The organism is Arthrobacter sp. A5 (assembly GCF_051131705.1).
GTDB lineage: Bacteria > Actinomycetota > Actinomycetes > Actinomycetales > Micrococcaceae > Arthrobacter_M.
The window spans coordinates 3,780,014-3,793,001 of record NZ_CP180316.1; the positions used below are offsets into that span (position 1 = coordinate 3,780,014).

Genomic DNA, 12,988 nt, shown 5'->3' on the forward strand with positions numbered 1-12,988 from the left:
CCTCCCACACGTGGCGGGCTACTCCGCCGTCCGCGGCTTTTCCTTGCGCATCATCGCGGAGAGGACGACGGCGGCAACGGCGATGACGGCGGCTACCAGGAACGCCGTGCGGATTCCGGCTTCCTCGCCGGAGGCAAGGGTGGCGAGGGCAAAGACGGAAACCAGCAGGGCCGTGCCCGCAGCCCCGGCCACCTGCTGCAGCGTGCTCATGATCGCCGAGCCGTGCGAGTACAAATGCGGCGGGAGGGGATTTAGGCCGGAGGTAAAGGCCGGAGTGAACAGCAGCGCCAGACCGGCACTGAGCGCCATATATACCGTCACGATCCACCAGACAGGGGTCTGCGCCGCCAGCATGGAGAACTGCCACAGGCACAGCACCATGAGCACCGACCCGGACACGGTCAGCGGCAACGGTCCGATCCTGTCGTAAAGCCGCCCCACCACCGGGCCCAGCAACCCCATCGCCAAACCACCCGGCAGAAGCACCAGACCGGTGGTGACACTTTCGAGGTGGTGGACCTGCTGGAGGTAAATGGGCAGCAAAATCACGCTACCGAACAGCGCCATCATCGCCACCACCATCAGCACGGTCGAGACGGTGAACATCCGGAACCTGAACGCTGCCAGATCAAGCAACGGGGCTCCGCTTTTCTGCGGGCTCAGCTGGCGAAGCACAAAGGCCACCAGGCACACTATGCCGACGACCAAGGCGGCGAGCGCCGGGACGTTGGATCCGCCGTCGCCCTGGCCGCCGATCCGGCTCAGGCCGTAGACCACGCCGCCGAACGCCGGCATGGTGAGGACCACCGAGAAAACGTCGAGCTTATTGACTTCCTTTTCGCCGATGTTCGTCAGGTATTTGGCACCAATGGCGAGGGCCAGCAGGGCAATCGGCAGTACGAAAATGAACATGAACCGCCAGGACAGCACCTGCAGAATCAACCCGGAAACCGTCGGGCCCAGTGCCGGCGCCACCGAAATGGCGATGGTCACATTGCCCATCACCAAGCCGCGCCGTTCCAGCGGTACCAGAGTCAGAATCGTGGTCATCAGCAGCGGCAGCATGGTGGCCGTCCCCACCGCCTGAATCACCCGGGCCAGCAGCAGTACCTCAAAACCGGGCGCCAGTGCCGCCAGCGCCGTGCCGGTGCAAAACGCGCCCATCGCCAGCAGAAACACGGTCCGCGTAGTCAGCCGCTGCAGCACAAAGCCCGTGGTCGGAATGACAACGGCCATGGTGAGCATGAAGCCGGTGGAGAGCCACTGGATGGTGGATGCGGAGACGTTCAGGTTGTCCATCAGGCGCGGCAGTGCGACGTTCATGATGGTTTCGTTGAGGATCACCACAAACGTCGCCACCAGAAGCGTCGCAATCACCGCGACGGATTCCCTGGGCATTTTCGTAGTTGCGGCTGCGGGCGCGCCGGTTTGCGTGCTGGCGTCAAAAGACATGAGAATTCCTGGGAGAGAGGGTTCCGAAACTGTTATTTTAGCTGCGTTTCACGGTACATGGCCAGGGCTCGACGGTGTTCCCGCCGTTCGCTCACCGCGGGCCTGAGTGCGTTGCACACACTCGACGGCGCACCCCGTAGCCACACGGTCAGTAGTGGTAACGGCATTGCCAGATGATCAGCTGCGAGGAGTCGAATGAATAGACCAGCCGGTGCTCCTGCGTGATCCGCCGAGACCGGAATCACGTCCGATCCGTACGTGCAAATTAACTCGCGCTTCACAGCAACGCGGGCGCCTACCTACTCCGGCATGATCATGGTCCGCAGATCCAGCTGCCGCAGCACGTGGTCCGCCGCTTCCGGATCCGTGCCGGGCTCATTCCGTGCCTCGATGATCTCCTGCCGGGCGGCGTCCAATGCTATGGTCTGTACGGCCACGACCAGCTCTCGGCTGCGCGCGCGCAGCTCCCGCGCCGCGGCCTCGTCCAGCTTGCCGCCGTCATTGGCCACAGTCGCCTGGGCCCCCGAGCCGTCCGTCAGCTCCCCATACAGCCGCGTCATCCGCTCCCGGACCAGTTTGACCTTCTCCGGCGGGAGTTCCTTCACGAGTGCATTGTTTTTCAACGCCGCCTTTGCCGCGGATTGTGCCCGGCGGGCCAGAATGCGGGCCGCGTCGCGCTGCACCGACGGATCATCGGACGCCTTCAAGACGCGCATCAGCCACGGCAGGGTCAGCCCAGGCAGCACCAGCGTGGCCAGCAGCACAGCGCAGGCGATCACGATGATCTCGTGCCGCGCGGGGAAGTCGCTTCCGTCGTCCAGCGTTAGCGGCAGGGCCAAAGCCAGCGCCAGCGTGGCCAGCCCTCGCATGCCGCACCAGGACAGGACGATCACATCCTTGAAGGAAACCCTGGACAGCTCAGTGCCACGCTTCTTGATCATCTGGGCCACCATCGTCAGCCAGAGCACGCGGACCACGATCACCAGCACGCAGACCACGACGGCTGGCACGGCCATGGCGAAAACCGCGGTGCCTTCCTCATCGATCACCCGCTTGATCGCCAGGCCCACCAGTCCAAAGGCAAGCCCGGTCGCGAGCAGTTCCACCACATCCCAGAACGCGGCACGGGTAATCCGTTCCGCCGCGTCCTCCGCCCGGGCGTGGCGCTTCAGTTCCAGCGCGGTGACGACGACCGCGATCACGCCGGACGCATGCACCTCCTCGGCCAGAATGTACGCGGCAAACGGAACGACCAGGGTTACCGCGCTGCGCGCCACCGTGGATTGGATCAGCCGGGTCATCAGGGCCGTGATCCAGCCCATCGCCATACCGACCACCACGGCGATGGCGGCTCCGAGCACAAACTTAAGGGCGACGTCCGGTCCGATTTTCGATCCGGCGACGGTGGCCATGGCGGCAGCCTGGAAGATCACGATGGCCGCCGCGTCGTTGAACAGACCCTCGCTCTGCAGGATGGTGTTCAGCCGGCGGGGCATGTGCACGCGGGCGGATACTGATTCCACGGCCACCGGATCCGGCGGGGCCACCATGGCGCCGAGCGCGATGGCAGCCGAAATCCCGATCCCGGGGATCAGCAGCCCGGCGGCTCCGGCCACCACGGCGGTCGACACCACGACGAGGGCAACCGCCATCAGCAGCAGCGTCCGCCAGCGGATCCGGAACACGGCCCAGGAACTCTTCTGCGCCGTGGCAAAAAGCAGCGGCGGCAGGAAGATCGGCAGGATCAGTTCCGGGGCGATCTGCAGATCGGGAAAGCCCGGTATGAAGGTGAGCGCAGCGGAAAGAATCAGCATCAGCACCGGGTAGGGAAGCCGCAGCCGGTCCCCCAGGCCGACGGCGACAACCGTGGCAAAGAGCAGTCCAACTATGAGCGCCAGCTGTTCCACAGTGCCGCCTTCCCGGGTCGGGTGGAATTAGTCGGCTGCTGGCTCAGACGATGCCAGCGGCCACTACAAAGTTACTCTGTACGGAGCGCCGGCCGCGGTCAGGATCAGTACCCGCCTTCTACGACAGGTCCGCGGCCCTCAGGATCACCAGGCACCTCGGAATCAACGAGAAACAAGGCGCGGTACCCGGCATCGTTACACGGATCCCATGGCGGTGCCGTTCCTGGCGGCGCCACGTCCCATGATTGCGTCGAGGGGGCCATGAGTTCCGGAAGCCGCGGCGGGTGGTGGTCCGGTGGCGGGGGCGGGTAGAACCGCCCGGCCGGTGACGTCCACGCCGTTTGACCGGTATTAGTCATCGACGGGGTCCAACCCCGCATGCGCTGTCCGGGCGGATCGCCGACGCCGGTTTCCCCATCGGCTGATGTTCCATCACACGTTACGAACTTGCCTTTCCTTTTGCCGTGGCAGTCCTTACCGTCTTTGAAGTGTTTGATCAGATGATGCTTTTTACACTCATCCGTGAGCTCATCTTCAGACGTCCCGCTACCGTGTTCCCAGCCGGTGATGTGATCGAGCTGTGTATCGGCAGTTACAGTGTTGCAGCCGGTGAACGTGCACGTCTGATCCCGGGCACGCAACCAAGTCCGTAGCCGTTTCGAAACCCGGTAGCGGTCTCTTCCGATGGCGAGGGGTTCCCCTGTGTGCGGGTGGATGAGGAGCCTGATGATTTCGGGGCATTCGGCGGCGAGTTTGCGGGCCAGATCCGGGGGGATCGGGCCGTAGCCTTCGAGTTCGGCCGGTTCATCGGTCAATCCCATCAAGGCGAAGACGGGGATGGTAACCAGGATCTGCGCCTGGGGAGAAGGGCACCCGTCAGGGCTCCCGGTTCCCGAATTCGCATCATCGAGATCGTCGTTATCTGCCTCGTCGGCTGCGCTACCAACGGCTGAACCATCGGCAGCTGTGCCGTCAGCAGCTATCGGAGCCGCCGGTGAGCCTTGACCGTTCAGCATCCAACCAGCAGCAATGTCCACCCGTAACTGAGTCAGTGTTCTGGGTTCCTCGGGACCCTGTGCAGAGCGGGCAGCTCTGGTAGCCCGGTTCCAGATACCTTGGGCAGTAGGGGCAGGCAAATACGCGGACAGGTATGACATCCCGTCCCGGTCCGGCGTCAGCTGAAGCCGGCGTTGCGTCACGGCGGCCTTATGCCGGGAAACCATCGTTTCCGGGTGCTCCCGTTCCCGCCACTTCCGCGCTTTGGCCTTAAACTTCGGCACGGTCAGTCCCGGGGCTAAGGCCAGCAGACGGGATTCAAACTCCGCTGCCACGCAGGCGGGGATGCCGGGTTCCGCCGCAGCTGTCAGGGACCCAACCTCATCGAGAATGACCTCGGGATGTCGGTATGACAGATCCCCCGCCGCCAGCGCCTGAAGAGTCCGGGGCCTCTCATGAACTAAAATGAAGCTCTCCGAGAGCAGCGCGTTCGCGGCGGCTTCGGGGATGCACAGCGCGGCGGCCAGCTCGGCTGCGGTGGACGCCGCAGCCTCCTGCCGCTGCCACCAGTCCAGGCCCAGCCCCCTGCTGATCCGATCGCTGGCAGCATCGAGACGCTCAATCTCACGCGCCTTCCCGGCCGCAACGCGGGCTTCCAGCCGCCCCCACTGGATGAGCGCATCCACGGAACCGTTGTAGGTTGCTTCCTCCGCGCTCAGCCACTCGTCCGCGGCAGCGACGCCGGCCTCGAAATCCGGATTCAAAACCCCGGAGCCCCGCCGGCGCTCCGGATAGCCCGGATGGGGCGGATACGGCTGGTGGGCGCCCAGCGCAGACTCGAAGCCCTCCGGCAGGACCAGAGCGGCGAGCAGCACGGCCGTCGTCGGCTGCGCTTCTGACCCGCCCGGTGTGCCCGGTGCTCCTGCTGAACCGTCCATAACTCAACATTGCCACCAGCCACTGACATTATGACTCCGCCGGCACTTCCGGCCCGAATAAGCGGCGCTATCCACGCTCGGCTCGCGGCCCGCCCCCTTGGTCGTGCACCGGCGCCGTGAAAACCGCCAAGTTCGCTGACCTCGGTCATCCCGGCCGTTCTGCAGGTCCACCGGCCCCTCGGTTCGCCTGAACAGTCATCGCACCTTCAGCGCCCACAACCGCAGGACGCGGTAAAGGATTCCGACGGCGAACATGGTCAGTCCGGCACTCACCGAGATCAGCGGCAGCGTAGCCACCAATACTACGCACGCCAGCGCGCCCACGACCTGCAGGGCCTTAGGATAGCACCGGTCCTGCCGCGGCTGCGTATAGGCGGCGATGTTGGCCACCAGATAGTAGACCAGTACTCCGAAGGAGGAGAACCCGATGGCGCCGCGCAGATCCGTGACAAGGATGACGGCGCAGATCACCACGGCGAGCAGGACTTCCGCCCGGTGCGGGACCTTGTAGCGGGGATGGACCGCGGCCAGCCAGCGCGGCAGGTCGGATTCGCGTGCCATGGCGAGGCTGGTTCTGCCCAACCCGGCGATCAGCGCCAGCAAGGCGCCGAGAGAAGCCAGTGCCGCTCCGATTCGCGCCACCGGAGCCACGCCCGACCACGTACCGGAAGAAACCGCGGCAGCCAGTGGCACCGGCGATTCAGCCACACCCGCCGTGCCCAGCGAGGACAGCACCGTAACGGCGATCACGGCGTAGACGACGACGGTGATCCCCAAGGCAATGACGATCGCCCGCGGGATGGTCCGCCGCGGTTCACGGACCTCCTCCCCCATCGTGGCAATGCGGGCGTAACCCGCGAACGCAAAGAACAGCAGGCCTGCTGACTGCAGGATCCCGTACCAGCCGTGGGAGAGGAGCCCGCCGCCAGTGATTCGGGACGCATCCCCCGCACCGGACGCCCAGACCGCTGCCACAATGACGGCCAACGCGATCAGAACGCCGACGACGATCACGCGCGTCAGCGCGGCGGTGCGGGTCACTCCGTGGTAGTTGACCACGGCCAGCAGCACAACGGCGGCAATGGCCACCGGCCGCTCCCAGCCTACCGGGGCAGCATACGCAGCAAAGGTCAGCGCCATCGCCGCGCTGCTGGCTGTTTTGCCGATCACAAACCCCCAGCCGGCAAGGAACCCGGGCCACGGTCCCAAGCGCTCGCGCCCGTAAACATAGGTGCCGCCCGATACCGGGTATACCGTCGCGAGCTGCGCCGAGGATGTTGCATTGCAGAACGCCACGAAGGCAGCAACGGCCAGTCCGATGAGCAGACCTGACCCGGCCGATTCCGCAGCCGGGGTGAACGCCACAAAGACGCCGGCACCAATCATGGACCCCAGCCCGATCATGACAGCATCGACCGTTCCCAGTCTGCGCGCCAACGCCGGGCTGCTGCTCATGGAAAGTTCGCCTTCCGGATTTCGGGATACTCTACGGTGGGAAGCAACACCGTCCGCCGTCTTAGATTTGCATCCGCCGTCACGGTCTTAACTTTATTGGGAAGTGCCCCTGCCGCAGAAAATGCGACTCAACACGCAGAAAAACCCCCGGAATCACGCGGCTTCCGGGGGTTCTTTTCTGTAGCGGTGGGGAGACTCGATCTCCCGACCTCACGATTATGAGTCGTGCGCTCTAACCAACTGAGCTACACCGCCGTAAATGAGTGCGGCCCATGCCAGCCGGCCAAAACCGCCTTGACACGAGCCTCTCATTCAGAGCCCCCCACCGGAATCGATCCGGTGACCTCGTTCTTACCAAGAACGCGCTCTACCACTGAGCTAGGGGGGCAACGAAAGAAAACTTTACCAGCGGATTTCCCAACTGCGAAATCCACACGGAAGCACCCGCCCGTGACACAGGGTCTTAGTCACCGTGTCTGTCCGCATTCTCCGCTTCCATCGTACGTCCCGTCGCGGTGGGCGTCGCGGATCTGGTGGGATCGGCCGGTCCAAGGAGAGGTTCGACGCCGGCGCCACCACCTGCCGGCGATGCTTGCCGTTCGCGGCCGGGTCCGAAACCCGTGCTGACGTCATCCCTATATTCGACAACATTCTCGTTGTTTTTACCGACGTCGTTGTTGTTTCTACTGGGAAGGGCTCCGCCCTCCGCTTCGGCGCCCGAGCGCTCCAGGGAAGACGGGGTCGACGTGTCATGGGGATCGCTTTCCCGGCTTTCGTCATTGCCTTCCACCGCAGGACCCTCCGTTCCAAGATTCAGCGCGTCCTTCACCTTTCTCTTTGCGTCTTCCAGAAAACCCATCGGATGAACCTTTCACTGAGCAGTTCAGCGCAAGCCAGGAGTGCGCCGGGACCAGACGACTACGCCCTCGTCGTGACCTAACCCGATCGTACGTCGCGTGACTGACACCGCCAACGGGCAGGACGATTACTGCGTGATAGCCGCCTCAAGACGTCCGCTCGCGGGTCACAGACGCATGGCCAGGCGGCAGTGGCTTCCCACGCCGATGCACTCTTCACTGCAAGCAGCTCGGGCCCGGCCACTTATGACGCCCGTCCCCGCCAATGACGAGGGGACGCCGCCGTCATTGGCGGGGATGGGCGTCATCTCCGCCAGAAGGTCTCCAGAGCCACCATGCGTGGTCCGCCGCGACGTGTTAGGTTCCGTCAAGGGGGCTAGTGGTGTGTCTCCAAAATAGTTTATGACTTGTGGATTAAGCTGGGAACATGTCGAATCCAGCTCCCGCATTGACCCTCACCGACGCCCAGCACCAGGTCTTGGAGGCCCTGTCCAAGTCTCGGCTTGCTTCACATCGCGAGGTGCAGCGGGCGCAGGTTCTCCTGATGGCTGCCGAGGGCCTGGCTAACGAGTGGATCTCCCGGGTGGTGGGTGTAAGCCCGGCGACGGTGCGGGCTTGGCGTGCCCGGTTCGTAGGGGAAGGGCTGAAGGAGTTCGGCAAGGTCAAGGAGGGGCGGGGGCGCAAGCCGGCGATCCCGGAGTCGAAGATCGCCGAAATCGTTGAATTGACGCGGTTTTCCAAACCGGAGGGTGCGACGCATTGGTCGGTGCGGTCCATGGCGGCACGTGTCGGTGTGTCTCCGGCGCAGGTGCAGCGGATTTGGGCGGCACGTGGGCTGAAGCCGCACCTGATCAAGACGTTCAAGCTCTCCACCGATCCGAACTTTGACGAGAAGCTCATTGATGTGTGCGGGCTGTACCTGAATCCGCCGGAGAACGCGATGGTTTTCTGCATGGATGAGAAGACCTCGATCCAGGCTCTTGACCGTTCCCAACCGTCCCTGCCGATGGTCAGGGGTCGGGCCGAGACCGTAACGCATGACTACAAGCGCAACGGAACCACCACGCTCTTCGCGGCCTTGGAGGTCGCCACGGGAAAGGTCCTGGGATCCTGCGTGCCCAAGCACCGGCACGATGAATTCCTGGGGTTTCTAAAAACCATCGAGAAGGAGGTCCCCAAGGGCCTTCAAATCCACCTCATAGTGGACAACTATGCGACCCATAAGCATTCGAACGTGAAAGCATGGCTGGAGAAGAACCCGCGGTTTCACCTGCATTTCACCCCAACCTCCTCCTCCTGGCTGAACCTGGTGGAGCGCTGGTTCAGGGACCTCACGGAGAGGGCACTGCGCCGCGGGGTCTTCCACTCGGTGCCGGATTTAATCGAGAAAATCGAAGCCTACATCCGCGTCAACAACGAGAACCCCACGCCGCTGATTTGGACAGCGACCGCCGACTCCATCATCGAAAAAGTCCGCCGCGGACGCGTAGCCCTCCAAGCCACAAAACAAAACTGAGACACTACACTAGCTATTCATAGGGAGGACCGATGGGCAAGGAACGGCTCTCACACAGCAGTCAAAGCGTTGCGGATGCGCTCCGCGAGGCCGGGGCGCTGGGGCAGGTGCGCGTGCTTCCGGACTCCACCCGCACGGCGGTGGAGGCTGCGCAGGCTCTGGGCTGCGAGGTTGGCGCCATCGCGAACTCACTGGTATTTATGTGCGACGGCGGCCCGCTGCTCGCGCTGACCAGCGGCAGCCATCGGGTGGACACCAAGGCACTGGCGACCAGGCTCGAACGGGGAAAGATCCACCGCGCAACTCCGGAGCAAGTGCGTGCGGCGACGGGTCAGTCCATCGGGGGTGTGGCGCCTGTGGGCCATCCGGTACGAGTTGAAACGGTGGTCGACGAGACGCTTGCGGATTACCCGGTGCTCTGGGCATCCGCCGGCACGCCGCACAGCGTCTTCCCGACCGACTACAAGGAGCTGCTCTCGCTCACCTGTGGCCGCAGCGCCAAGGTCGACTGACAGCCTTCAGCAGCGCGCGTTAACAGACATACCTTAACTTAAGAGACACACCTTTAAAGGATGGGGTCCGGAACCTGACGGTTCCGGACCCTAAATCGTTGAACTGCTTAGCTCACCCGAACTGCATAGCTCGCCGAGCTGTTGCGTCCTACCATTTGCCCTTGCGGTTGAAGTCGGCAGCGCCGGCTTCCTTACCACCGTGGCGCGGCTTGCGGTCGCCGGCACCGTTCGCGGTGTGCCCGGCATAGCCGGACTCGGAGGTGCGGTTGTGGGTGCGTTCGCCGCCACCCTGGTAACCGCCCTGAGCGGAGCTGCGGTCGCCGTCGTACTTTTTCTTGAAGCCACCCTGGCCGCGGTCGTTGCGCTCGCCGCCACCCTGATAGCCGCCCTGGCTGCGCCCCTTGTAACCGCCGCCGCCTTCCCGCTCCGACCGGGGGCTGCGGCCCTTGTCCAATTCGAGGTGGATCAGCTCGCCGCCGATGCGGGTCCGGCTCAGGGCGCGCAACTGGTCGGCGCTCAGCTCGGCGGGCAGCTCGACCAGGGTGTGGTCCGAGCGGATATCGATGCCGCCGATTTGTGCCGACGACAGGCCGCCCTCGTTGGCGATGGCGCCGACGATGGAGCCGGGCATGACGCGCTGGCGGCGTCCGACGGCGATCCGGTACGTGGCGTTGCCCGCGGTCAGTGTGCGTGTCGGTCCGCGGGAGCCGAAGCCGTCCTTGGAGCGCTCACGCTGCTGGTACTCCGGTGCTGCCGGAAGGTCGTTGACCAACAGCGGCTGACCGCCCTGGGCCATCACGGCCAGTGCGGCGGCGATCTCCGCTGCGGGGACATCATGCTCTTCCTCGTAGCGTGAGATCAGGTCGCGGAATTTGGAGACGTCCTTGGAGGAGAGCGTCTCGGTGATCTTGTCCGCGAACTTGCCCAGGCGCAGACCGTTGATGGTCTCCGCACTCGGCAGGTGCATCTGCTCCACCGGCTGGCGGGTGGCCTTTTCGATGGAACGCAGCAGGTACTTCTCCCGCGGCGTCATGAACAGGATCGCATCTCCACTGCGGCCGGCGCGGCCGGTGCGGCCGATCCGGTGCACGTAGGACTCGGTGTCATGCGGGATGTCGTAGTTGACGACGTGGCTGATGCGCTCGACGTCAAGGCCGCGGGCCGCGACGTCGGTGGCCACGAGAACGTCGATCTTGCCGTCGCGCAGGGCCTCGATGGTGCGCTCGCGCTGCTGCTGCGGGATGTCGCCGTTGATGGCGGCGGCCAGGAAGCCGCGGGATTTGAGCTTGTCCGCGAGTTCCTCGGTGGCCATCTTGGTGCGCACAAAGGCGATGACGCCGTCGAACTCCTCAACCTCAAGCACGCGGGTCAGCGCGTCCAGCTTGTGCGGCCCCATGACCTGCAGGTAGCGCTGGCGGGTGTTCTCGCCCGTGGTGGTCTTGGATTTGACGGAGATTTCTGCGGGGTTGTTCAGGTACTTCTTGGCAATCCGGCGGATCGCTGACGGCATGGTCGCGGAGAAAAGCGCTACTTGCTTGTTCTCCGGGGTCTGCGAGAGGATCTGCTCGACGTCCTCGGCGAAGCCCATCCGCAGCATTTCATCGGCCTCATCGAGGACCAGGTACTGCAGGTTGGACAGGTCCAGGGAACCCTTGGACAGGTGGTCAATGACGCGTCCGGGCGTGCCGACGACGACCTGCGCGCCGCGGCGCAGGCCAGCCAGCTGCGGGCCGTAGGCGGAGCCGCCGTAGACCGGCAGCACACTGAATTCGTCCAGGTGCGCGGCGTAGGAGGAAAAGGCCTCGGCGACCTGGAGGGCCAGTTCGCGGGTCGGTGCCAGCACCAGGATCTGGGTGGCCTTGGACGGACCGTTGATGGCCATCAGATCGGCCATCCGGGACAGTGCGGGGACGGCGAACGCTGCGGTCTTACCGGTTCCGGTCTGCGCCAGGCCGACGACGTCGCGGCCTTCCAGCAGCACCGGAATGGTGGCTGCCTGGATGGCAGAGGGCTTTTCGTAGCCGACGTCGCTGAGTGCGGCGAGAACGCGGGAGTCAATTCCCATGTCCGCAAAGCGCATTTCGTGCTCATCCGACTCGGTGTTCACGCTGACGACCGGGTTGCTGGTGGCGGTGGTTTCGGGCAAGTTTTCGGGCATGGGGAAGATTCCTCATTCACATAGGGCCAGACGGCTTGGATGCCGCATTACAAAGAAATCCAGCCGCCATAACCATCCCGTGGCAGGACCTCTCGCCATAGCTGCGTACCGCTTGCGCGGTGACGGGCAACAGCTGTGAGCTGATGCCGTATGGCGTTTTCTTTGCCGGCGATCCCCTAATGAACTGAACAACCCCGCTTGCTGCTTGCGGGACCCATACACTGCGACTTCTGCCTCAAGAATTGGGCAGAAAGATAAAGGAGATACCGGAGTGGGGGATATTTCAAGTGTACTATATGGTGTCACGGCGGCAAACCCCGAAGCCCGTGGGTGCACCGTGAGGTTGCGCACATGCCTCCCCCGTTACCGGCGAGTCAGGATTCGCTGTCGAGCGCCGGCACGTCAGGAGTCCGCGCGGAGGATGTTTTCGAAATACGGACGGAGCGCATGCGCCAATTGCAGCTCGCCGTCGTCGTGCAGTTTCGTCAGTGTCCTTACGTCATCCGCCGTCGGACTGCTGAAGAACTTTCCAACGGTGATGCCATGTGCCGGTCTGGAAATCACGGTGATATCATCGCCGGCCTGAATCTCGCCCTTGGTGACCACCCGCAGGTATGTGCCGATCAGCCCCACGTCGGTGAACCGCTTGACCCAACGCGGCTCGCGCATACGGCGTTGAAAGGTGGCACAGGGTGTGCGGGCCATCGTGACCTCGGCAATGACGGAGGCGCCGATTTTCCAGCGTTCCCCAATCACTGCCCGCGTGGTCTCGATCCCGGCGGTGCGCAGATTTTCCCCGAACATCCCGGGCGGCACCTCGCGGCCGAGCTCCGCAGCCCAGAATTCCGCCTCCTGCTGAGAGTAGGCGTAGAGCGCCTTGTCCGCCCCGCCGTGATGCTTCCGGTCCACCTGGACATCGCCGTACAGCCCCAACGTTCGGACCTTCACTGCGACCCCCACCGGCCGTTTATCAATGGCGGTCACGCCGATGCCAAGGTCCGGACGCAGTTCGTGGACGCGGCAGACGGCGAGCAGGGTTCCGGTGGTCACCGGCCCATCCTAACTGAGGCCCGCCGCGACGGTACCGCCAGGCCCCCATGACGCACTCACCAGGGTGGCCTCGCCGGGATGAGGCGGGGCGGGATGGGTGGGGCGGGTGGGGTGACGGGGCGGGGCGGTTGGGGCGACGGGGCGGGG

At 64.3% G+C, this 12,988-nt stretch carries 10 protein-coding genes and 2 tRNA genes; 2 read left to right on the top strand and 10 right to left on the bottom strand.

Annotated elements, in window-relative coordinates:
- Positions 1-18: 18 nt before the first annotated feature.
- From ACLLJI_RS17930 to ACLLJI_RS17965, 8 genes are all read right to left on the bottom strand, one after another.
- On the bottom strand, positions 19-1,452 hold the full coding sequence (locus ACLLJI_RS17930) for a DHA2 family efflux MFS transporter permease subunit (protein ID WP_434615114.1): 1,434 nt from the start codon (positions 1,450-1,452) through the stop codon (positions 19-21).
- Positions 1,453-1,600: 148 nt separating this feature from the next.
- Positions 1,601-1,678, bottom strand: a complete 78-nt coding sequence (locus ACLLJI_RS17935; RefSeq protein WP_283562257.1) for a type II toxin-antitoxin system YoeB family toxin — start codon at positions 1,676-1,678, stop codon at positions 1,601-1,603.
- Positions 1,679-1,751: 73 nt separating this feature from the next.
- A complete protein-coding gene (locus tag ACLLJI_RS17940; RefSeq protein WP_434615117.1) occupies positions 1,752-3,359 on the bottom strand; it encodes a Na+/H+ antiporter in 1,608 nt (535 codons plus the stop codon).
- 104 nt (positions 3,360-3,463) lie between these two features.
- Positions 3,464-5,293, bottom strand: a complete 1,830-nt coding sequence (locus ACLLJI_RS17945) for a DUF222 domain-containing protein (protein ID WP_434615120.1) — start codon at positions 5,291-5,293, stop codon at positions 3,464-3,466.
- Between the two features lie 195 nt (positions 5,294-5,488).
- Positions 5,489-6,748, bottom strand: coding sequence for an APC family permease (locus ACLLJI_RS17950; RefSeq protein ID WP_434615123.1), 1,260 nt, complete (start codon positions 6,746-6,748; stop codon positions 5,489-5,491).
- 181 nt (positions 6,749-6,929) lie between these two features.
- Positions 6,930-7,003 (bottom strand) — tRNA-Met (locus ACLLJI_RS17955).
- 61 nt (positions 7,004-7,064) lie between these two features.
- Positions 7,065-7,136, bottom strand: a tRNA-Thr gene (locus ACLLJI_RS17960).
- Between the two features lie 75 nt (positions 7,137-7,211).
- Positions 7,212-7,607 carry a hypothetical protein gene (locus ACLLJI_RS17965; protein WP_434615126.1) on the bottom strand — a complete coding sequence of 132 codons (396 nt, stop codon included), beginning with the start codon at positions 7,605-7,607 and terminating at the stop codon, positions 7,212-7,214.
- A gap of 425 nt (positions 7,608-8,032) precedes the next feature.
- Here ACLLJI_RS17965 and ACLLJI_RS17970 point away from each other — a divergent pair, with 425 nt between their 5' ends.
- Together ACLLJI_RS17970 and ACLLJI_RS17975 are read left to right on the top strand one after the other, a co-directional pair.
- Positions 8,033-9,121, top strand: coding sequence for an IS630 family transposase (locus ACLLJI_RS17970; RefSeq protein ID WP_434615129.1), 1,089 nt, complete (start codon positions 8,033-8,035; stop codon positions 9,119-9,121).
- 32 nt (positions 9,122-9,153) lie between these two features.
- Positions 9,154-9,633 (top strand): YbaK/EbsC family protein, encoded by a 480-nt coding sequence (locus tag ACLLJI_RS17975; RefSeq protein ID WP_434615132.1) that lies wholly within the window; start codon positions 9,154-9,156, stop codon positions 9,631-9,633.
- Positions 9,634-9,781: 148 nt separating this feature from the next.
- Here the strand turns inward: ACLLJI_RS17975 and ACLLJI_RS17980 are convergent, their stop codons facing one another.
- The gene (locus ACLLJI_RS17980; RefSeq protein WP_434615135.1) at positions 9,782-11,791 is read right to left on the bottom strand and encodes a DEAD/DEAH box helicase; all 2,010 of its coding nucleotides are present in this window, start codon (positions 11,789-11,791) and stop codon (positions 9,782-9,784) included.
- Between the two features lie 402 nt (positions 11,792-12,193).
- Complete coding sequence (locus ACLLJI_RS17985; protein ID WP_434615138.1) at positions 12,194-12,841, bottom strand: MOSC domain-containing protein; 648 nt, start codon at positions 12,839-12,841, stop codon at positions 12,194-12,196.
- Positions 12,842-12,988 lie beyond the last annotated feature (147 nt).

What these genes read in the sequence shown, in the direction of transcription:
- ACLLJI_RS17975 (WP_434615132.1), top strand. Translation starts at nt 9,154, where the DNA reads ATGGGCAAGGAACGGCTCTCACACAGCAGTCAAAGCGTTGCGGATGCG.
- ACLLJI_RS17930 (WP_434615114.1), bottom strand. Translation starts at nt 1,452, where the DNA reads ATGTCTTTTGACGCCAGCACGCAAACCGGCGCGCCCGCAGCCGCAACT.
- ACLLJI_RS17970 (WP_434615129.1), top strand. Translation starts at nt 8,033, where the DNA reads ATGTCGAATCCAGCTCCCGCATTGACCCTCACCGACGCCCAGCACCAG.
- ACLLJI_RS17980 (WP_434615135.1), bottom strand. Translation starts at nt 11,791, where the DNA reads ATGCCCGAAAACTTGCCCGAAACCACCGCCACCAGCAACCCGGTCGTC.
- ACLLJI_RS17950 (WP_434615123.1), bottom strand. Translation starts at nt 6,748, where the DNA reads ATGAGCAGCAGCCCGGCGTTGGCGCGCAGACTGGGAACGGTCGATGCT.
- ACLLJI_RS17965 (WP_434615126.1), bottom strand. Translation starts at nt 7,607, where the DNA reads ATGGGTTTTCTGGAAGACGCAAAGAGAAAGGTGAAGGACGCGCTGAAT.
- ACLLJI_RS17945 (WP_434615120.1), bottom strand. Translation starts at nt 5,293, where the DNA reads ATGGACGGTTCAGCAGGAGCACCGGGCACACCGGGCGGGTCAGAAGCG.